General features: G+C 58.5%; 20 protein-coding genes and 1 pseudogene. 9 read left to right on the top strand and 12 right to left on the bottom strand.

The annotated features are described in order from the left end of the window. Positions 1-10 precede the first annotated feature (10 nt). Positions 11-343, bottom strand: coding sequence for an ArsR/SmtB family transcription factor (locus tag OOZ53_RS01830; RefSeq protein WP_271087588.1), 333 nt, complete (start codon positions 341-343; stop codon positions 11-13). 159 nt (positions 344-502) lie between these two features. Between OOZ53_RS01830 and OOZ53_RS01835 the strand changes: the two genes are divergently transcribed. The 3 genes from OOZ53_RS01835 (at position 503) to OOZ53_RS01845 (ending at position 3,455) form a co-directional block, all read left to right on the top strand. Next, positions 503-1,225 (top strand): glutathione S-transferase family protein, encoded by a 723-nt coding sequence (locus OOZ53_RS01835; RefSeq protein ID WP_271087589.1) that lies wholly within the window; start codon positions 503-505, stop codon positions 1,223-1,225. A 117-nt stretch (positions 1,226-1,342) separates the two neighbouring features. Beyond that, the gene (locus OOZ53_RS01840; RefSeq protein ID WP_271087590.1) at positions 1,343-2,536 is read left to right on the top strand and encodes a phytanoyl-CoA dioxygenase family protein; all 1,194 of its coding nucleotides are present in this window, start codon (positions 1,343-1,345) and stop codon (positions 2,534-2,536) included. A gap of 37 nt (positions 2,537-2,573) precedes the next feature. Beyond that, the gene (locus OOZ53_RS01845; RefSeq protein WP_271087591.1) at positions 2,574-3,455 is read left to right on the top strand and encodes a DMT family transporter; all 882 of its coding nucleotides are present in this window, start codon (positions 2,574-2,576) and stop codon (positions 3,453-3,455) included. Between the two features lie 24 nt (positions 3,456-3,479). Here the strand turns inward: OOZ53_RS01845 and OOZ53_RS01850 are convergent, their stop codons facing one another. Next, positions 3,480-4,910, bottom strand: coding sequence for an MATE family efflux transporter (locus OOZ53_RS01850; RefSeq protein ID WP_271087592.1), 1,431 nt, complete (start codon positions 4,908-4,910; stop codon positions 3,480-3,482). Between the two features lie 201 nt (positions 4,911-5,111). Between OOZ53_RS01850 and OOZ53_RS01855 the strand changes: the two genes are divergently transcribed. After that, entirely contained in the window at positions 5,112-5,726 is a 615-nt protein-coding gene (locus tag OOZ53_RS01855; protein ID WP_271087593.1) for a TetR/AcrR family transcriptional regulator, read from the top strand. A 29-nt stretch (positions 5,727-5,755) separates the two neighbouring features. Here OOZ53_RS01855 and OOZ53_RS01860 read toward each other — a convergent pair whose 3' ends face one another. Beyond that, complete coding sequence (locus tag OOZ53_RS01860) at positions 5,756-7,327, bottom strand: hypothetical protein (protein ID WP_271087594.1); 1,572 nt, start codon at positions 7,325-7,327, stop codon at positions 5,756-5,758. 222 nt (positions 7,328-7,549) lie between these two features. On the opposite strand from OOZ53_RS01860, the gene nrtS reads away from it, so the two are divergent. From nrtS to OOZ53_RS01880, 4 genes are all read left to right on the top strand, one after another. Continuing rightward, complete coding sequence (nrtS, locus tag OOZ53_RS01865; RefSeq protein ID WP_271087595.1) at positions 7,550-7,780, top strand: nitrate/nitrite transporter NrtS; 231 nt, start codon at positions 7,550-7,552, stop codon at positions 7,778-7,780. A gap of 769 nt (positions 7,781-8,549) precedes the next feature. Beyond that, positions 8,550-10,736, top strand: a complete 2,187-nt coding sequence (locus tag OOZ53_RS01870; RefSeq protein WP_271087596.1) for a tetratricopeptide repeat protein — start codon at positions 8,550-8,552, stop codon at positions 10,734-10,736. A 58-nt stretch (positions 10,737-10,794) separates the two neighbouring features. Then, the gene (locus tag OOZ53_RS01875; RefSeq protein ID WP_271087597.1) at positions 10,795-11,643 is read left to right on the top strand and encodes an alpha/beta fold hydrolase; all 849 of its coding nucleotides are present in this window, start codon (positions 10,795-10,797) and stop codon (positions 11,641-11,643) included. 80 nt (positions 11,644-11,723) lie between these two features. Further along, on the top strand, positions 11,724-12,884 hold the full coding sequence (locus OOZ53_RS01880) for a DUF3616 domain-containing protein (RefSeq protein WP_271087598.1): 1,161 nt from the start codon (positions 11,724-11,726) through the stop codon (positions 12,882-12,884). 30 nt (positions 12,885-12,914) lie between these two features. Here the strand turns inward: OOZ53_RS01880 and OOZ53_RS01885 are convergent, their stop codons facing one another. Then, positions 12,915-13,091: a lysozyme inhibitor LprI family protein gene (locus tag OOZ53_RS01885; protein WP_271087599.1), complete on the bottom strand. Its 177-nt coding sequence runs from the start codon at positions 13,089-13,091 to the stop codon at positions 12,915-12,917. 529 nt (positions 13,092-13,620) lie between these two features. On the opposite strand from OOZ53_RS01885, the gene OOZ53_RS01890 reads away from it, so the two are divergent. Next, on the top strand, positions 13,621-14,883 hold the full coding sequence (locus OOZ53_RS01890) for a hypothetical protein (RefSeq protein ID WP_271087600.1): 1,263 nt from the start codon (positions 13,621-13,623) through the stop codon (positions 14,881-14,883). A gap of 36 nt (positions 14,884-14,919) precedes the next feature. Here the strand turns inward: OOZ53_RS01890 and OOZ53_RS01895 are convergent, their stop codons facing one another. From OOZ53_RS01895 to OOZ53_RS01930, 8 genes and pseudogenes are all read right to left on the bottom strand, one after another. Continuing rightward, positions 14,920-15,348 (bottom strand): GFA family protein, encoded by a 429-nt coding sequence (locus OOZ53_RS01895; RefSeq protein ID WP_271087601.1) that lies wholly within the window; start codon positions 15,346-15,348, stop codon positions 14,920-14,922. Positions 15,349-15,371: 23 nt separating this feature from the next. Continuing rightward, on the bottom strand, positions 15,372-15,599 hold the full coding sequence (locus OOZ53_RS01900) for a hypothetical protein (protein WP_271087602.1): 228 nt from the start codon (positions 15,597-15,599) through the stop codon (positions 15,372-15,374). A 257-nt stretch (positions 15,600-15,856) separates the two neighbouring features. Beyond that, positions 15,857-16,315 (bottom strand): GNAT family N-acetyltransferase, encoded by a 459-nt coding sequence (locus OOZ53_RS01905; RefSeq protein ID WP_271087603.1) that lies wholly within the window; start codon positions 16,313-16,315, stop codon positions 15,857-15,859. Between the two features lie 90 nt (positions 16,316-16,405). Then, positions 16,406-17,344, bottom strand: coding sequence for a 3,5-dioxohexanoate:acetyl-CoA acetone transferase (gene kce, locus OOZ53_RS01910; protein WP_271087604.1), 939 nt, complete (start codon positions 17,342-17,344; stop codon positions 16,406-16,408). Then, positions 17,325-18,397 (bottom strand): annotated as a pseudogene (locus OOZ53_RS01915) (branched-chain amino acid ABC transporter permease). Before OOZ53_RS01915 ends, kce begins: the two are co-directional and overlap by 20 nt. Further along, positions 18,394-19,260 carry a branched-chain amino acid ABC transporter permease gene (locus OOZ53_RS01920; RefSeq protein ID WP_271087605.1) on the bottom strand — a complete coding sequence of 289 codons (867 nt, stop codon included), beginning with the start codon at positions 19,258-19,260 and terminating at the stop codon, positions 18,394-18,396. Before OOZ53_RS01920 ends, OOZ53_RS01915 begins: the two are co-directional and overlap by 4 nt. Positions 19,261-19,263: 3 nt before the next feature. Next, positions 19,264-19,968: an ABC transporter ATP-binding protein gene (locus OOZ53_RS01925; RefSeq protein ID WP_271087606.1), complete on the bottom strand. Its 705-nt coding sequence runs from the start codon at positions 19,966-19,968 to the stop codon at positions 19,264-19,266. Next, complete coding sequence (locus tag OOZ53_RS01930) at positions 19,961-20,689, bottom strand: ABC transporter ATP-binding protein (protein WP_271087607.1); 729 nt, start codon at positions 20,687-20,689, stop codon at positions 19,961-19,963. Before OOZ53_RS01930 ends, OOZ53_RS01925 begins: the two co-directional genes overlap by 8 nt. Between the last annotated feature and the right edge of the window lie 35 nt (positions 20,690-20,724).

The following is a 20,724-nucleotide window of genomic DNA, read 5'->3' on the forward strand; positions in this document are numbered from 1 at the left end:
TTGCTTCCCCTCAGCAAGCAAATGCGATTTCATCAAGCAGCGGCCCGCAACGCTCCGGCTGCCCGCCACAGCAATCTTCCAGAAGAAAGGCAAGCAACGAACGAATGCCCTCGAAATCGGCGAAATAGCGTACGCTGCGGCCCTGCCTTTCATTGCGGACAAGCCCGGCATTCAACAAAATCGCAAGGTTCGTCGACATGGTGTTCTGACGAACACCCAGAACTTCGCCGATCTCGCCCGACAACATTCCCTCATCGCCTGCCCTGACCAGCAACCGAAAGACTTCCATTCGTGTCTGCTGCGATAGTGCCGAGAGGGCGTTCAATGCAATTTTCATATCCATTATTCTTGATTACTCGACACATCTGTCACAAACAAGCCCCGGCAAGGAACCCCAGCGGCCTCGGAAAATGCAACCTCGGAGACAATGTGACTTGCACCTTGGGATGACTGACGCCAAGGATTGATTCAGCAAACTAGCGTCGGTCTCGCCGGCCGCGCCATGCAATCCGATCAAGGTGCCGATTTGTATACGCTCTACTACGCTCCGGACAATGCTTCACTGGTCATCCGTGTGGTGCTCGAGGAAATCGGCGCGGCGTACAATACCTGGCTGGTGGACCGGACCGCGCGAGAGCAGGAAAGCGAGGCTTACCGAAAGCTCAATCCGGCCGGACTCATTCCGGTATGCATCATCGATGGCGAGCCGGTGTTCGAAACGGCGGCCATTGCACTTACTCTTGCGGATCGTCACGGACAGCTTGCGCCCGCGCCCCAATCTTCCGATCGCCCGGCTTTCCTCAAATGGCTGTTTTTCCTGTCCAATACCTTGCATCCGGATTTGAGGCAGCTGTTCTACCCGCAAAAATTCATCGATCCCGATCCGGCAACCCTGTCGATGCACGCACGAAAAACCCGCAATCGGCTGGAGGCCCATTTCGGGATCCTCGAGGCGCTTTATTCCGGCTTCGATCATCCTTTCCTGCTTGGCGCCGAACCGACGATATTCGACATCTATGCGGGTCTCTGCCTTCGCTGGCCGCAGCTCTATCCGGCAGGCTCACCTCCAGCCTTTGTGCCCGCGGATTACCCGGTCCTGTCACGCATGCTTCAAGCACTTGAAGTGCGCCCCTCCTTCAAACGTGCCTTTGAGGCGGAGGGAATACCGGCACCGTTCCTGTCGGAAGCGCGGCCATGCGACGGATCGCTTGGATCACCGGTCTGACGACCCCGCACTACCGGACAAATACGCAATCGTCTTTGCATGGAACTCGCTGTCGCAAACGCAGGCAATTGCGCCTACCATGCGGACACGCAGGGCATAACGCGCCGGGAGGACCTGATGGACTCAAGAACATTTGCCGCTGAACGCGCGCGCCGCGTGTGGCTGAAGGTTGGTTCGGCCAGCTTCGATACATTTCGTGACCTGGTCAGCCAGACCACCGACGCCGCGCAATGGCCGTTCGCAAACACGGTTGAGAGCAATGTGTTGATCTATGCCGGTGACGACGTTCGCTCGCTTGCGCAATCCGACACCGGTCGCCTGGAATTGATGGCGGAATGGGCTGAAGCTTTTTTGAGCGGTCCCGGCGTGATCGTCATTCGCAACGCCATTCGCGACCACGCCGTGATCGATGAAGCCACGGCGATTTTTGAAGGCATAATCGAGGAGCAGAGGGCCACCAATGCGGGCGGTGGCGATCATTTCGCAAAACCCGGCGCCAATGACCGCATATGGAACGCTGTTCAGAAACATTGTATCGCCGCACCGGATAACTTTGCCCGATACTACGGCAACATCGCCATTGACCTTGCCAGCCGCGCCTGGCTGGGAGACGGCTATCAGGTCACCGCACAGGTCAATCGCGTCAACCCGGGCGGCGAAGCCCAGACCGCCCACCGTGATTATCACCTCGGCTTCATGATCCCCGCGCGGCTTGAAGCCTTTCCGTCACATGTGCACGGTTTGTCACCCGCCTTGACGTTGCAGGGCGCTATCGCGCATTGCGATATGCCGGTCGAAAGCGGGCCGACCCTGCTGCTCCCGTTCTCCCAGTCTTTCCACGAGGGCTATATCGCCTTTTCAGACCAGCGGTATCAGGACTGGTTTGACCGCCATCATGTGCAGTTGCCGCTGAGCAAGGGCGATGCGGTTTTCTTCAATCCGGCAATGATGCATGCCGCCGGATCGAACGTTTCGAATGACATCTATCGTATGGCCAATCTTTTGCGGGTGTCATCGGCATTCGGCCGGCCGATCGAAGCCGTTGACCGCACACGGCTTTGCGCCCTGCTTTACCCCGTGCTGCTTGCCGCGCGACAGAACGCGACGATGACCGATGTGGAGATATCCTGCGCACTGGCCGCCGCTGCCCAGGGATATGCGTTCCCGACAAATCTCGACACGGATCCGCCGGTCGGCGGCCTTGCGCCAAAATCGCAATCGGATCTGATGTCTGAGATGCTTCTTGCGAGTGTCGCTACCGAAGAAGCGCTGGCTGCATTGCGTGACCAGGACGAAAGAAAGCAGCCTTGATCGAATAAACGGCATTCAACAACAGCCGGGAGCCAGCATGCGGGACCGCAGCACATCCATGCCATTGCTCTTCGGTTTCCTGGCGGCGTTTTGCTGGGGAACCCACAGCGTTATCGTCCGCTATCTCACCGGCGATATGCAGGGCATCACAATTGCGACGCTCCGGCTCTATATCGCCGCCGCAGCCTTGTTTGTCCTTATGAAATTGCTGCGTTTTCCGGTGTCAGGCAGGCTGACCGACCGCAACCTGCAAATCGCCGTCGGCTCGACTGTGATCAACTATATCTGCTTCCACATCGGTCTTGAACACACAAGTGCCTCGAATGCGATGATGCTGGAGAATACGGCGCCGTTCTTCGTGCTGCTTATCCTGTTCCTGCTGGCCGGCGAAACCGTGAGGCGTCGGGATATCTTCGCCACGCTGGTTGCGCTGGCGGGCGTATTCCTGACTGTCATTCATGACATCGATATCGGAGGCGAAGGGCTACAAGGCGATATGCTTGAGATCGCCGCCGGCCTTAGCTGGGCCGGCTTCATCATCGGCAGCAGCCGGGCGCTGCGCGCCTCAGCCAGCACGGCCGAACGCGTCAATTTCCTGCTTAATGTGTTTATCTGTTCGGCGATCCTCCTGACCCCGCTCATGCTGATCTATCCGGGATCGGCGACGTCGAACGACATTATGCTGCTTGTGTTGCTGGGCCTCTTCCCGACGGCGCTCGCCTACTATCTGTGGTACGAAGCGGCCGCGCGCGTGTCGGCCGTTTCAGCCGCGCTGCTGTTCATCCTCTCGGTGATCTTCACCTTTATCAATGCCGTTCTGTTTCTTGGCGAAAACCTCTCGGCCAATATTCTCATTGGTGCTGTTCTCATCGTTGCCGGCGTCATCATCACCTCCACCGGTAGCGCGAAATCCTCATAACGGCCGGTGTTGATGACTGTAGACCTAGCGAGTGGAGGTCGCCTCCGACCGGAACAGTCCCCAGCGCAGACCGTGAATGCGCCGCATCTGGATCATCAGATAGACGGCCAGGGCCAACATCATGATTTCAGCCAACGGACCAGCGAGCCAGATTCCCTGTTCACCGAAAGCCAGCGGCAGAATGAAGGTCAGCGGCAGGCCGAACACATAGGTGCGCGACAGGCTCATGGCCGCCGAGCGCCGCGCATCCCCGGTTGCCTGGAAATAATAGGCCAGTATCATCGACGGTCCGAACAGGAAGAAGAGCGCCATCATGTAGGGCAGTATGCGGCCTGTTTCGCTGGCAATTGCCGCGTCATCAACAAAACCGTAGCCAATTACATCGGCATAGGTCAGGAATCCTGCCTGGACGATTACGCAGTAGAACAAGGCGGACAGCAGCGCGAGTTTGAGGCTGGCGTCGGTGCGTACCCAGATCCTTGCCCCGAAATTGTTTCCCAGCACCGTCTGAAAAGCCATGGCAAGGCCGAGCAGCGGCAGGAACGAGAATGTCATCAGCCTCGTCGTGATGCCATAGGCACCGACCGTTGCCTCATAGCCATCGCCGCTCCACAGCTGAAGGCAAAAGATTACCGCCGCAGACGACAGGGATACACCCAGATATCCGAGGCTGGGCGGCACGCCAAGCGCCAGATAATCCCGCCAGTAGCGTGTCATCCGGTCGTACGACAGGGCACTGAAGCTAAGAATGGACGGGCTGAAGAAGCGGTAGATGATGACGGCAAGCCCGGCGACGAACTGGGCAGCGATCGTACCGAATGCCGATCCGGCCACGCCCATATCCAGCTTCGCAATCAGAATGTAGTTGAAGACAACGTTCAGCAGGATCGTCGACAGCGAAGCCATGGTCATGAAAGACACCCTGCCCTCGCAGCGAAGCAGGTCGAACAGCAGCATCTCCACGAAGGTGATCGGCGACAGCAGCACCAGGATGGCGATATAAAGATATCCCTGCTGGGCGATTGCCGCAGAACCGCGAGCGACTAGACCGACAAGATCGCTACCGAAGAGGAAGAACAGCCCGATCAGCACCACACAGAAGATAAGCGACAACAGGATCGCGCCGGCAAACGCGTTGCCGAGCACGGTCTTCGGCTCGCGCGCGCCCAGCAGTCGGGCCATGACCGAGGCAAACCCGTTGGTCACGATCGTTGCCATCGCAATCAGCATCATGAAAAGCGGAAACATCAGGGTCACCGCTGTCAACGCCTCGGCACCGACGAAGACGCCGAGGAACCATGCATCGACGAGGTTGAACAGGCCATTGACGAGCATGATGAGGATGATCGGCGCGGCCGTGCGCGCGAACACGATCCAGAGCGATCCCTTGAGGAACACATTGTCCGGCAGGTCCGCGTTCCGGGAACCGGAGCTTTCCACCTGGTGACTTTCCATTTCGCGCATGTCCGGACTACCCCATCCCTGCGGCCGCCGCATCTGAGACAAGGGCAAGACGATCCCTCAGCGGCATTTCGGCCGCTTATCAGATTGCGCCACAAATGTACTCAGCAAGCAAAACCCTTGCAGATGCGAAAGTGATGCGTTACCATACTTGACACTGTCAATTGACGTTGTCAATCGTACGGAACTCGATCATTGAACAAACCGCTTACCGGCGACGAAATCACCGAAAAACGCACAATGCTCCTCGACTGCGCGATGTCCATTCTGGAGAATGAGGGCGCCGGGGCGTTGACTGTCCGGCGTCTCGCCGAGTCGGCCGGCGTAAGCCGGCAGACTCCCTATCTCTATTTCAAGGACAAGGCCGCGCTCGTGGACGCCATGCGCATTGCTGGCCTCAACCGTCTGACGGAAACCGCACAGGCCGCTGTCGCGGGCGCTGAACAGCGCGACCTTGTCGAACAGCTTCGCCTGATCGGAGAAGCTTATGTCCGCTTCGGTCTGGACAATCCGGCACTCTACAAGCTGGTCTTCACACCCATACGCCCCGACGAGCCCCCTACCCCGGAACATAAAGAAGCGATCGAAGCCAATCAGAACGTCGCCGAAGCGCGCATGAAATCGGCGTGGCAGGAAGGGTTGCTCGCGATGCCGCCCGACCGTCTCAACAACGTATTCTGGGCCGCCCTGCACGGCCTGATCTCACTGCGCAACGAGGGACTGATCGCCGATGGCGAGATCTTCGAGCAGATACGAGCGGATATGGACTACGTTCTTGCTTGCGGCTTCATCAACCGGGGAGAAAAATAATACCGTCCGCGGTAACGGCCGCTACGCGTTTATTTGTCCAGAAGATTGATCGCTTCGCGCAGCTTGTGGATGTGGTACGGCACCGCCCAGTTGTCGCCCGGTCCGGTCCTGACACGCATGTCCCAGTATTTGGTATGCGTGAAGAATGGAATCCTGCCCTTCGACTTGTCTTCCTGATCACGCTCGGGCAGCACCGGAATGTCCAGGATACCCTGGAGCCTTGCAACGGGGGTGGCCAGATCGAAGTGCCCCGCCAGCGGCCCGGAAATGATATCGCCCCACAATATGTTGCTTGATTTGGAGTAGATGTTGGTCCACCGCGTGAAGGCAAAATGCGCGGCATGGTGCGGGAGCCGGAAATATTCGCCATTGGCGGAATTGCTGCCGTGTTTATAGGTAAAATGCTGCTGCTTTGTCCGCGAATCCCATTCAAGGGCCGGCGGGCAAGTCGGAAGGATGCGTCCCTCCTGCTGGTCCCTTAAATCCTCCTCGTCATGGGCAAGCAGGAACTCGGCATGTGTCAGCGGTGAGCCAAGCGTGATGAAGTCGCTCACCAGCCATGGGCTGCCGTCGGACTTGAGTTCCTGCCAGGCCAGATTTTGCAGATCGCGGTAGCGCTTCACATCAAGCGTTCCGGATGTATCGATGGCATATTGAAGCATCTTTTCCAGTTCATGCCGGTGCGGCTGCTTCTTGCGGGCCTGCCCGCCCCTGTTCAGATAGCGGTTGATACGGGCAAAGCTCTCCTTGAGAATATCGTAGGCGATCACCGTGCCCAATGAATGGGACACGACAATAATCCGGTCGTATTCGGTGTCCCATTTCGGATAAGGCGCGCCCTTCTTGTGCTTGGAGGGATCGAAATCACGCACGCCCATGAGCGTCTCGAGCAATTCGACGCCCTTTTCGCGAATTTCCTGCCGCCGCGCGACGTTCAGCGGTGTCGCTTTGACGTAACGTGCGACATCGCCGAAATACTTCAGCAGATAAACATTGATGAACGCACCGGCGACGACCGAGAGCACTGCGCCGACCACCGGCCAGATCCAGCTCCAGCAAAGGCTTGAGGTGTTGCAGGCCGTGTCGTCGCATTCGCCGGCGAAACACTGGCGCAGGTCGCCCAAGGGAAGTGTCGAGGCCAACAGCACCACCGCCACGACGACCGTTACGGCCCAAAGCGCAATCCACGCGCTGAAAACATCCTGCGGCACCCGCTTTGGTGAACGCCACAGCAGATCCGCAAACCACGCCTTGAAGTGCTCCCAGGTCGTACCGTGCATAAGGTGCGCCCAATAGAACTCGTAGAAATCCGTGCGAACGCCGTTTTTTGCTTGTTCGGTCGTGATACGCCGCAGTTCAAAGCTGCGATTGCGTCGGTCCGGTTTGCTCCACACGGGATTCTCGACGCGTTGCTGCCCACTGTTGGGGTCGGGACGTGTTCTCGGAACCAGTCCCTCATCGGTCACCCAGGTGGTGTCAACGAAACCGCGCAGCGTGTCCATCGGCACCTGTTCCCCCATGCCGTGGATCACCAGTACCGCCTGCTTCCACTTTTCCCCCGTGGTCTTGTTGGAACGCTCTACATTCTTTTCCGTAGCCACAACGAAGCCTTGTTTACACCAATACAATGAGCAGATTTTGCAGCAATTTCAATTAAAAAGCAAAACTGTGACAACTGTTTAATCGAGACAATCGCGGGCAGGAAACCATATCCGGCCTTTCATTGTTTGCCGCCTAACGTTCGGCCCTGCTCTCGGCAAAGTGCGTTGATCGCAGTCGCAACACTCCATAGCATGCGGCAAAATCTTCGACGGGATACTGATTTGTCAAACACGCTCAGACTTGCCGTGCGTGCCGATATCGCCAAACGCTCATTCTTCGTTGCGCTGGTCGTCGGCACTGTCCTCAATCTCATCAACCAGGGTGATGCGATCATCGGCTCCGAAACATTCAGCATGACGAAGTGTATCATGACATATCTGGTGCCCTATTGCGTGGCTACCTACGGTGCTGTTGGCGCGCTTAACGCGAAGGATTCGGCCAGCACAGGCTGATGCCTTGCCAGCTGTCGGACGGAACTTCATTCCCAGAAGGAATGTTCTGGATAACCCGCTGAAACGAAGCAGCGCGCCTGTCATCAAACCGTCACAAACGGTATGATTTGAAAGGCGTTTGGTGTGGAGTTGCGTGTCATGCCGGAAGGGTTTCGCTGTGCCGCTTTCGTGTGGCACAAAGCCTTGGATTCTGAGCTATGCGTTGAAATTCCAACGCTCCTTCTCGACGCGCCCACTGCGGAAATTCACGCACCCGATTTCACAAAAAAAAGCGGGACAAGACCGCTGGATCATGCCGCGGACGCACTTGGTTTCGTCTGCGGCTACCGCGAGCCGGGACCGGATTGCAGAGTGAGCGGTTTTATTTTCGCTCACACCATAAATTTCGCAATTTTCCCCCTTACCGGATTCGCTATACTGCTTCTTGCGTTCGCGCGCCGACCTGCTGTGCAAATGACAATAGCGGCCAGATCGGCGACGGGCGCGCGGCAAACTTTACGCCCGGATACAAAAAATGGCGGCGACCACGGTCACTCTCGCTTGAGTGCTCGCGCGACCAGTTGCGCCAATCGTGTTGTGCATGCTTAGGGAGGTTCAATAAAACATGGTCGGCGTCCGACATTTCTTTTCTTCGCCATCCCTTCAACCAAACAAAATTGTAGCGGCGTGGTCGCGACGAGCAGCGGGAATTGGAGAGATGGCCAGGAGGAAAGTTACGTTGGTCGCTGTGTGCCTGCTTTCTTCAGGGACAGTGGCTGCGGCATTGCCATTGGGCGACGCACACGGCGTCACTGGCGCAGGGCAACAGAACTGCGCTGAATGTCCGCGTCGGAGCGGTCCCGGTCTCCTGATTGCCGCGAAATTTGAACGGGAAGCGGACAATCAATCCGGGGACGGCTTCCCGCTGGAGCCCGAAACCGCCTTTGATTTCAATGAACGGGGCAACTACTACCTCCAGCAGGAAGACTTCGACGCCGCGATACGCGAATACACACGCGCAATCGAGATTGACCGATTGTTCGGGTTTGCCTTTTTCAATCGCGGCACCGCCTATGGCAACAAGGCTGACTACGAGCGCGCAATCGCCGATCTCAATCGCGCTGCCGAGCTTCTCCCGCATGATTTCGAAACGTTTCGGCGGCGCGGCGAAATCTACTACGACTGGGGAAAAAACGAGCTTGCGCTGGACGATCTGAAAGAGGCAATCCGGCTTAATCCAAAGGATTATCTCGCCTTCAACATGCGAGGATTGGCCTATGGCAGGCTTGGACAGGACGAAAGAGCGGTGCCGGATTTCGCGCGCGCGGTCATGCTCGAACCTGACTATTATCCTGCCTTTGTAAACCGTGGGAACGCCTATCAAAGACTGGGGCATTTCGACCGGGCTTTCGCTGACTACGCCAAGGCAATCGAGATCGAAGGCGGCGATGCCCTCAACTACTATTTCAGGGCGGAAGCCTACCAGTCTGCCGGTGAGGCCGAAAAGGCCATTGCCGACATCAGCGAAGCCATCAGGCTGGACCCTTGGGATGCCGATTATTTCTTCCGGCGTGGTCTGTATCACCAGGAAATGCAGGAACTGCAAAAGGCGGCGGAAGACTACAAGGCTGCCCTGAACCTCAACCCCGTCTCGTCATCGGCCCTCAACAATCTTGGCAACACTCTCCACGCAATGGGCGAAACGTACCAGGCGCTGGTTTTTTACAATGAGTCCATCCGCCTCGATCCGGACGACAATATTGCGCACGAAAACCGCGGCCTGGCCTATCAGTCGCTCGGACAAGGTCTTCTCGCGCACGTCGATTTTTCAGCGGCGATCGAACTGGCGCCGGACGAAACCAGCGGTTACGTCAAGCGCGGCTACAATCTTCAGGAACTGGGGCGCTATGAAGAAGCGCTTGAGGATTACAACAAAGCCATCGCCTTCAATCCCTCAGATCCCGATGTTTATTTCTATCGCGGCCTGTTGCTCGAACTGATGCAAAAATTCGGCCGGGCGGCGAGAGATTTCAGCTTTGTCATTCGGCTCAACCCCGGTGATGGCCTTGCCTACTACAATCGCGGCACGATGTACCGACAGGCCAATCGTTATTCAGCCGCCATCGCCGATTTTCGCGAGGCAATCGCCCTGATGCCCGAAGATGCCGACAGCCATCTGAGTCTCGGTATCTGTCTGGAGAAGATCGGCCGCTGGGATGAAGCATCGGCCGCCTATAGCGCAGCGTTGAGCATCGAGCCCGACAATGCGGCCGCCTTGATCGGACGCGGCAACGTCAAACTGAATTCCGGACAGTACACAAAGGCCGTATCCGACTTTAATAGCGCGCTCTCACTCGACCAGCACAACGTCACCGCACTTTTCAATCGCGGCATCGCTTATGGACAGGTGGGAAACAACGACCTTGCGCTGGCAAGCTACCGGGAAGCCATAAGACACGATCCCGATCACAAGGATGCCCACCTGAATATCGGGCACATCCTGCATTCGCGTGGCGACCTGCAGCAGGCTGTCAGCCAGTTTCGCCTGGCGGCCCGCATCGACGGGGCCGATCCGGAACCGCATCTGTATCTCGGCCAGCTCTATCTGGAAATGAGGCGGTATGACGAAGCGTCTCTTCATTTCGACCGGGTGATCGACAGCGACTCCGGTTGGGCGGAGGCCTATTTCGGCCGTGCTCTCATCAAACGCAAAAGCGGTCTGCTGGTCGAAGCGGTCGAAGACTTTACCTCGGCAATCGAGCTGGAGGACGATTTTGTCGAAGCCATATTCGAGCGGGCAAACACGCTCTTCCGTCTTGGTCAGTACCGGCACGCCATCGAGGGCTATTCGCGGGCGATTTCAATCGCGCCCGACAACGCTGAATTCTATGCCAGCCGCGCCGATGCCTACGACAAATTGCATATGCGCCGCATGGCTGAGCAGGACCTGATAAAGGCAGCATCCTTCAAGAAATAGGGCTTGGCGCGGACTTGCGCGAATTGCACAACGCGACAAATCCTTTATGCATGTTGTTATGGTTGTACGCCGACAATCGCTGGTCACCGGTGACGGTGTCTCATTGAGTTATCTGACAGGCGGCTCGGGTCAGCCCCTGATCATGCTGCACGGATGGTCTCAGTCAGCCAATCTGTTCTCCGGCCAGTTCGAGGCTCTGTGCGCCAGCCGCTCCGTGTTCGCCCTGGACTGGCGTGGACATGGCGAGTCCGAAAAAACGCCTGACGGCTATCGCATTGCCCGCTTTGCCAAGGATCTCAATGATTTTCTGGACGCGCTTGGGATAGACCGGTTCGATGTGCTTGCCCATTCGCTGGGCGCATCCGTCTTCTGGGCCTATCTGATGTTGTTCGCCCGCCAGCGACAGCCGCAGAAGCTCATATTCGTTGACGAACCGTCGGCGCTACTGGCGCGGCCCGACTGGAGCGAAAGCACGCGTCTGAAGGCGGGCGCAATAATCAAGTCAATGCAGGACCTTTCTGCGTTCAGATCTGCCGTCAGCGGCGCCGACACTCCAGAAAAGCACGCGGACCTCATGCGGCCCATGTTCACCGACACTTTCGACGAACAGCGATTACGGAACATTGCAGCGGAAAACCTGAAACTGCCGCGCACCCATGCCGCCGCGTTGCTGGAGGACAATTGCCTGCAGGACTGGCGGTTTCTGATTCCGTCGATCCGCAATCCCGTGCTGGTCGTCGGCGGTGAAGCAAGCGTGCATCCGCTTGAATCACAACAGTGGATTGCGGAACAGATTCCCGGCGCCTCGCTGGACGTCGTGTCCGGGTCCGATGGCGGAAGCCATTTCATGTTCGTTGAAAATCCGGGGGTCTTCAACAAAACCGTGCTGCGTTTTCTCTCAAGCTAACAGCACGCCTTAAACAATCCCAAGTTGTGTGTCACAATTGGTTTTCGATTGAAGGTGATACCCGTCGGAGGAGTTGAGTCATGTTTGTCGCCGCAACACGGTTCAGACTGCACTGCGTTACCGCGCTCATCATTGCCACGGCAGCACCGGGCCTTGCCAGTGAACCTGTTCCCATCGCACCGTCCGGCGAAGAACTGTTCGCCGATTATGACGATGAGGCCAAGGCCTTTGAGAACGTCAGCGGCGCCACCTGCTTCGAGGATGGCACGTGTCTGCTGGTCGCCGACGAGATGATTGCCGTCCAGCGCATTGAACTCGATCCCGACGGCAGCGCACCGACATTCGAGGCAGGCCGCACTTACGGCCTCATCTTCGAGGATCATTGCGAAGACATCTCGAAAGAGGACGATTGCGAGGAAGTCGACCTGGAAGCCGTCGCACGCAACGGACGCGATATCCTGATCGCCGGTTCAATGGGCAACGCCAGCCGGAGTGGGAAGAAGAAAAAGGAGCGCTGGTACCTGGCGCAATTTACCGTCGGCAAGAAAGGAAAAGCCGAAAAGGGCGATGTCATCGTGCAATCCGACAAGGATGTGCTGAAGCAACTGTTCAGCGGCCATGGGGAACTCGATCCCTATCTGGAAGAACCGCTGCAATGCGGCGGTCTGAACATAGAAGGCATGGCGCTGTCGGGCGGGAACCTCTTCTTTGGACTGCGTAGTCCGGCAGACACCGAAACCGGCGAGGCATTTATAGTCCAATCGCCCTCCTCCGTGTTGACCGCCGACAAGAAATCCGATGTCGAAGCGACGGTTCTGCATCGCCTGTCATTCAAAACCGATGGCAGCGAGCCCATGCGGAACGTTGGTATCCGTGCGCTCGAACCGCTCGATGACAGGCTGCTGATCGCCACCGGTGACGCGGGCGTCGCTCCACCGGATGATGAAAGGCGCGAAAAGATGCTTGAGCGCTGCGAGGACGTTCCGGATGGCGACAAATTCTTGAATGTAGCGGGCTCCGAGCCGCAGGTACCCGCGATCTGGATTTGGGACCCGAACTCCAAAGAAGATCCACAATTGCTGACAGTGTTGAGCGGGCCTTATGCGAGCGAAAAACTGGAAGGCATGGCGGTCCTGCCAGCATCATCCGGTAACGGAAAAGTCGATCTTCTCCTGACAATCGACGGCCAGGACGAAGTCCTGGCCCTGGCGCTGCTTCGCGGCCTTAGCGTTCCGGACTAGGCTTTGGTGACGATCTAACTTATGCGCCGGCTACTGGGCATTGCAGTAGTTCTTGACCGCCCAGTCGATGTTCTTCTGCAAGGTTGAGATACGGTCATTGTAAAGACTGGTCAGGCAGGCCGTGTCCGATCCGCAGGCCGCGCGCGACTTCAGGAAGGCCTGCGCCTCGTCCTGCCGGTTGCCGCTTGCACCCATCAGTAGAGGCATTGCCTTATATCCGTACCAAAGTCCGGCCATTTCGGAATCGAGAGATGACAGGTTCGCATTGGAACATATTGCTTTCTCATCGGAGCTTGTTGCCTTTGCGCAGTCGAAACTCGCAGCATTTGCCGAGCTCACCGCGCCTAAACATGACAGGGCAATCAGGAGCGACAAGACACGCATAGTATTCCGGAACCGGTTTTTCATCGATTGATCCTCCAATTCGGCCGTTGCCTGGCGAGTGCGTTGGGAGCCATCCCCTTTTAGTCCGCCAACGATTGGCCGCAAACGGCACACACATGACGGTCTCGGGAGACGGTGTCTGCCGCGACACGGCAAAACGGCCTTCCGCGATTTGTATAACTGCAGTACACTTTGTCGCAATATTGCCCGCTGCCGTAACTCGTTGAAACAAGAGACTGACAGCATGGAAGATACTCAGGATATTTCCGACCGCAGCCGCCGTATTTTGGCAGTTCGAAGACATACGGAACAATCGATATTCAAAGAGAATTCACCGCAGAAAAACAAACTCATGTCGGCCATTCCTAATGCCGCTTCCGGTTTGTGCGCGTGCGTTGTCGCCGGATTGTTGGTCGCGGGATGCAGCAACGGCCAGCATCTGAAACTGTCCGATACGCCAATTCCGACGTCGCGGACGTTGGCGACTCAAGACGGCGCGGCGCAGCCTGATCTTTCCTCGAACGCTGCTTCAGCCGATATCGCTGAAAATTCGCAGGAGCAAGTTGCAGAAGCGCCACAGTCATCGGCGGATGGCGGCGGCAGCACCCCGGAATCGTCTGATCCGCAAGAGGTTGCGGACGTTACGGAAGCACCGGTTCCGGCGACTGCGCCCAGAACGGAAACACACGCCGTGGTCAAGACGATCACTGTTACGGAAAGGCCTGCGGGAACGACCGAAAGCGGGCAGATTATCGAAACGCCCACGCGGATCATCGAGCGTGAAGAGACCGTCGAAACAACACAGCGGGTCGTCGACCGGGTCGTGGTCGACGACGATGCCGGACGCGCCGTAGAACAGGTCGAAGTCATCGAACGCACGCAAAGAACCGTCGATACGGTCGAGATTGACAAGGCAACGGGTGCGGCGGTCGAGACAATCGTGCGCTCGGAGCCGGTCGAAAAAGAGATGGAAGCGGTCACCGTCGTCTTTGAGAAAAAAGCCAGCGAAGCAGCCAGGGATCCGTCACGCCTGTTTGTGGGGCCTGATTTGGCCAACGCCACGGATTTTCAAGGCTATGGCATTGTTGCGATACGCGCGGACACGCCCCCGTCGGAGCGTCAGCGTCTGAACCTTATCTGCGAGGCCTTCATTGCACCGCTGCCTGAGCGAAGCGACGGCGAAACGACCGGCATGGCGACCGTCTGGCCAGTTGTTTCGAGTGCGCGCGCCGACGAACTCAACACAGCGCCCCGAGATCGGATTTGCGGCGCGGCGGTCGAGCGTTACGGTCTGGCAGAAGGACGAAAGGCGATCATCGACACGGAACGAACAGGCTGGATTCTGGACAACCGGGGTCCGTATCTTTTGGCCTGGTCGCCCCCCGGTGCCAAGGGTACAGCCGGCGCGCTGGTCCTGCTCGTCGACCTTTCCGGCGTGACCACGGCGGAAGCGGCCCGGGCCATCATGCAGCGCTGGTCAAGCGACATCGAGCGTAACAATGCACTGCGGTCTGCCGATGGATGGAACGTGGATGTGCTGAGGCCGATCATAGCCAACTGGCGCGAGGCGTTCGGTGCACGCACACTGATGTTGCTCGGACCGGTCGGCGGCTGAACCGCAGTTCCGATATGGCGGCTGATGCCGCCGGGCCTATTCGCTCGCCGAACCCGGCATGCCGGCGAAGCAATCCACGCCTTTCGGCACAGACAGCCATTCCGGCTTCGAACGCATGAAGACAAAGCGCTCGGGCTCGTACCAGAATGTCGGCGGATCGAACGTGCCTCCGGCCATGCCCCGGTGGCCGGGAAGAAACTCCAGGGTCCATGTCAAGGCCGTACCGCAGTTCTCGCAGAACTGGCTTTCTATCCACCGGCCGGCATCGGAAGTCAGACGGTGTGATTTCAACTTTCCGCTCAGAAATTCGACATCTTGTTCAGCGAAGTACACGGAAACCCCGAGCGCGCTACCGGTCCGCTTGGTGCACCAGGTGCAGGAGCAAAGGCTGACACGTTTCGGCTTGCCGGTTGTCCTGTATCGAACCTGACCGCATACGCAGCCGCCCTCATGCAGGTCTTCCATCGTGTGTCGTTCCTCGCGGTCGGTCACGGTTCCGCACTTTCAAACTTGTCATCGCGTTCTTCAAGCGCAGCTTCGTCGGTGGAGCAGTCGACCACATATTCACGGCCGTCCCAGAGGATGTAGCACTCCGTCGCCTCGACGACTTCCTCGTCGGCGACGTCCTTGTTGCCGCAAGCCTTGGGAATGACAACGAGTATGACAAAGGCCAGCAAGGATGCCGTAAACGCATTCTGCCAGCCCTGATTGAGCATTGTACAGTCCCTTGCCGAGCAAACCGGCCTCTTGTGAGATCAGCGGCCAGTGTCGTGCACTGTGTCTGATATTGCAATAACAAGCTAAGTCCGATTGCCGGGCGGCGGCTCGGTCCGGTCCCAGGGCTGGGCTTCGCATTGACGTGTGGGGAACTTGCGCGATCTCCAAGGCGTATCATGAAGCCAGACCGAAGCTCACAAAATGAGTCCGGGCCTTGCGCTATGCTTCTGAATTGTAGGCACAAATATGTGCGCGGCTATCCGATCTCCAGCGTCATGAAGACACTGTTCGGGTCAAGAACATAATCCGCGAAAGGCGGGCAAAGCGAAAACCCGTACCGTGCGTAGAGCTTCCTTGCCGGCGCAAAGGCGTCCATGGATCCCGTTTCGAGGCTGACACGCCTGTAACCGCGCCGCTTTGCTTCGGCGAGCATCGTTTCCACGAGCATTGCGGCGACGCCCCTGCCCCGCGACGCTTCAGCCGTGTGCATCGATTTTATCTCACCGTGATCGCTGTCGATTTCCTTCATTCCGCCGCATCCGAGGAGTTCACCGGCATCCCAAACCGTCCAGAATGTGACATCCGGTGCCCGCAGCGATTCCAGATCCAGCGCATGGGCGCTTTCCGGCGGCGACAGACCCGCCATCGTGTCGAGATGTACCTGCAGAAGGGTCGCGATTTCCGGGCCGCGCAAATCGTCAATGCGTATGTCCATACAAAGCCTCGCCAACAACCTGCCTCGGCTCATGGCGTAGCAGAATTGCCTCATGCACAACAGCGTTGGGGATTGCCGGAGCCGGCTGGATCAGAACGCGGTCCGGTCTCCGCCCTTGAGATCGAGCATCTCGCGGGCCTCCTCGGGCGTTGCGACCTCGCAACCGAGTTCCTCGACAATATGGCGGATCTTGGTGACCTGTTCTGCGTTGGATTTTGCGAGCTTGCCGCGCGCGATCATCAGGCTGTCCTCAAGGCCGACACGGACATTGCCTCCGAGCTGGGTCGCGGTCGTCGCAAACGGCATTTGCACGCCACCCGCCCCGAGCACGGACCATTGGTAATTATCGCCGAACAGCCTGTCGGCCGTGCGTTTCATGAAAATCAGATTGTCGATATCGGGGCCGATGCCGCCGAGGATACCGAATATGAACTGGATGAAGACCGGCGGCTTGAACAGCCCGCTGTCCATGCAGAATTTCAGATTGTAGAGATGACCGACGTCATAACATTCGTGCTCGAACTTGACGCCGTGCCCCTCGCCGAGTTGTTCGGCCACATAGGCGATGTCGGCAAAGGTGTTGCGGAAGATATAGCTGTCCGAATTGCGCAGGTAATCCTCTTCCCAGTCGAATTTCCACTCCGTGTAGCGGTCCGCCAGCGGGTGCATGGAAAAGTTCATCGAGCCCATGTTGAGCGAGCACATTTCCGGCGAGGCCCATTTGGCCGGCGCAATGCGCTCTTCCATTGTGTTGAGCAGACTGCCGCCTGTCGAGACATTGATGACGGCATCGGTTGCCTGCTTGATCACCGGAAGGAAGCGCTTGAAGTGTTCCGGATCAATCGACACGGAACCGTTTTCCGGGTTGCGCGCGTGCAGATGAAGAATGGAAGCGCCGGCCTCGGCGGCCGCAACGGCCTGATCCGCGATATCCTCCGGGCGGTACGGCAAGGCGTCCGACATGGTCGGCGTGTGAATGGCGCCGGTGATCGCGCAGGTTATGATGGTCTTAAGTTGCCTGCGGCTCATGCCCGTTCTCCTTGTTTTTGTTATCCCGTCCAGCCGGCTCGGACCGCGCGACGACACGACGCGACAGGGCGAACAGGTCAAGGTCCGTGCGTTCGCGAATGAAGCCCCAGATGCCTTTCGGCGCGCGCAGCATGATGACGATGGCGACAAGACCGAGGATCATCAGATAGACGGCACCGAGGTCCGCCAGGGTCTCGCGCAGCAGGAAGAACACGATGGTGCCGATGATCGGCCCCTCGATGGTGCCGATCCCGCCGATAACGACAATGAAAATCACGAAGGCGGTCCAGTCGTTGACACTGAATGCGGCGTCCGGCGATATCCGCAGTTTCTGCAGGAAGATCAGCGCGCCGACCGCCGCCGTCAGCCCGGCGGTGATCACGTAGACGAAAAACTTGGTTCGCCAGATATCGATGCCCAGGCTCTGCGACGCCAGTTCATTGTCGCGGATGGCGGTCAGTGCGACACCGCGTCTTGAGCGCAGGAGGACGCACACCAGCGCGAGAACGAGAACCACCATGCCCACGCCATCCAGTAAGTGGTCGCTTCCCGCATGGCGCGGCTGTCCGCGATGGATTTGACGATTGCGACCGGAAGGCTGGTGCCGGAACCGCCTCCAAGCGCCGAAACCTGCGCGGAACCCAAGCGGAAGACTTCAGCAATCACCCAGGTACCGATTGCGAAATAGGCGCCGCGAAGGCGGAAAATCAGGATGGCAACCGGAACCGCGATCATCGCGCCGGCCAGACCGGCGACCGGAATGGCCGCCAACGGCGACAACCCCAGAAACATCGTGAAGGCAAAAAGACAGTAGCCGCCGAAGCCGACAAAGGCCTGCTGACCGACGGAGACGAGCCCGGCATAGCCGGCGAGCAAATTCCAAAGGCTGGCCAGCGCCATATAGAGGAAAATCTCGCTAAGCAGACGCATATCGGCGCGTCCCGCCCACCAGGGCGCAAGGGCCAGGGCGATGAGAACCAGGATTGCGACGGCGGCGGCGATGCGGCTTGCCGGCGAGAAACGGACGACAGTGTATTGAGCGGTGGCATTCATCCGTCGATCCTCGGAAAGAGCCCGCGCGGACGCACGGCCAGAATGACCAGGAAGGCGATATGGCCGGCAAGAAGCTGCCAGCCGGGGTTGATCTGCGCGCCGATATTCTGCGACACGCCAAGGATGATCCCGCCGGCAAGCGTGCCCCACAGATTGCCGAGACCGCCGATGATGACCGCCTCGAAGCCGAAGATCAGCCGACCGGGACCGGCGGACGGGTCGAAACTCGTGCGCACGCCGAGAAAAATTCCAGCCACGGCGACGACGACCAGCGACAGGGCCATCGCGAGGCCGAAGACATGGCTTTTGTTAAGGCCCATAAGCTGGGCAATGTCCTGGTTGTCTGATGTGGCGCGAAACGCCCTGCCCCAGGCGGAGCGGTAGAAAATCCACTGCAGCGCACCGATTATGAGAACAGCAGTCACGAACATCAGCAGCGGCAGAATGCCGAGATTGAGCCCGCCTGGCAGAGCGACGCTGGCCGTCTCGATGGCCCCGGCGCTCATCTTCTGCGGATCGGCGCTGTAAAGTTCAAGCAGCCCGTTCTGGATGATCACTGACAGTCCAAAGGTGACCAGCAGCGGCGGCAGGATGTCGTCCCCAAGTGTGCGGTTGAGCACTACCCTTTGCAGCACGTAGCCGATAAGGCCCATGACCGGCGCCACGATGGCGATGGACAGCAGCGGGTTTATGCCGAGTGCTGTCGTGACCGTCAGACCGAGAAAGGCGGCAAGCACGATAAGATCGCCATGGGCGATGTTGACCAGCCGCATAACACCGAAGATGAGAGACAGACCGGCCGCAAAGAGCGCGTAAAGCCCGCCAAGCAGAATGCCCTGAATTATGGCGTTTACCCAGTCCATGCGTCAGACCCCAAAATATGCCTTGCTGATTTCTTCGCGCGAGACCTCACCGGACTTGCCTTCGAGCGACACGCGTCCCTCCTGCAGGCAATAGACACGATCGGATATGTCCACCGCCCGCGTGATGTCCTGCTCCACGAGGACAGCGCTCATGCCGGTGCCGATCACATCCGGCAGCGCCTCGTAGATGGTCTTGATGATGATCGGCGCCAGTCCCAGGCTGATTTCGTCGAACAGCAACAGTTCGGGATTGGACATGAGCGCCCGCCCGATCGCCACCATCTGCTGCTGGCCGCCCGACAGCGACGTTGAAGCCTGATGGCGTCTTTCCTTGAGGACCGGAAAGAGCGAATAAACGGCATCGAGCGTCCATTCCCCCGGACGGCCCGCCTGCCCGCCGATGATGAGGTTCTCCTCCACCGACAGCGACGGAAAGAGCTGCCTGCCCTCCGGAACCATCGCAATGCCCATATGTGCGATCTGGTCGGCGCGCAGCGCCCCGATCTGCGCAGTTCCGAAGCGGACCATTTCGGGACGGTTGGTCAACAGCCCGGTGACGGACCGCATCAGCGTGCTCTTGCCGGCGCCATTGGCGCCGATCACCGCGACAACCTCGCCCCTTTCCACCCGCATGGAGACGCCGAACAGCGCCTGGAAATCGCCGTAGAAGCTGTCGAGACCATCGATTTCCAAGACAGCTTCAGGCACCGGCTTCGATCCCAAGATAGATTTCCTGGACTTCGCGGCTTGCCATGATTTCGTCCGGCTGCCCTTCCGCTATCTTCCTGCCGAAATCGATGACGATCAGCCGGTCGACGACGGCCAGCAGCGCATGGACCACGTGCTCGATCCAGATGATCGAAACGCCCGAGGCGCGAACATCGTTGATGGTGGCGATCAGTGACTGACATTCCTGCTCGGTCAGGCCGCCGGCGATCTCGTCAAGCAAGAGCAGAGACGGCCGCGCGCCTAGAGCACGAGCGAGCTCAAGCCGTTTGCGTTCCAGCAGCGTCAGACCGCCGGCCGGCGCATTGGCGCGGGCCATCAGTCCCGTCTGTTCCAGAATGTCGAGGCACAATTCATTGGCGGCATGACCGCTTTCACCGGCGCCCTGCGTGGCGGCGACGAGGACATTCTCGAACACACTCATCGCCCCGAATGGCTGCGGGATCTGAAAAGACCGCGCAATTCCGGCGCGGCAACGGGCGGCCGCCGACAGCTTGGTGATCGGCTGCCCCTTGAAATAGACGTCTCCCGATTGCGCCTGGACCGTGCCGGTGATCAGATTGAACATCGAGGTCTTTCCGGCGCCATTGGGACCGATGACGCCGAGTGCCTCGCCGTCTTCGAGCGAGTAACTCAAGGCGTCGGCGACAATGATCGCGCCGTAGGACTTCCTCAGATCTTTCAGTTCAAGAACAGCAGTCATGGTTCCGCGATCGTGGCAAAGCTATCGTGTCGGTC

The sequence above is a fragment of the Allohoeflea poritis genome (genome assembly GCF_027889715.1).
GTDB lineage: Bacteria > Pseudomonadota > Alphaproteobacteria > Rhizobiales > Rhizobiaceae > Hoeflea_A > Hoeflea_A poritis.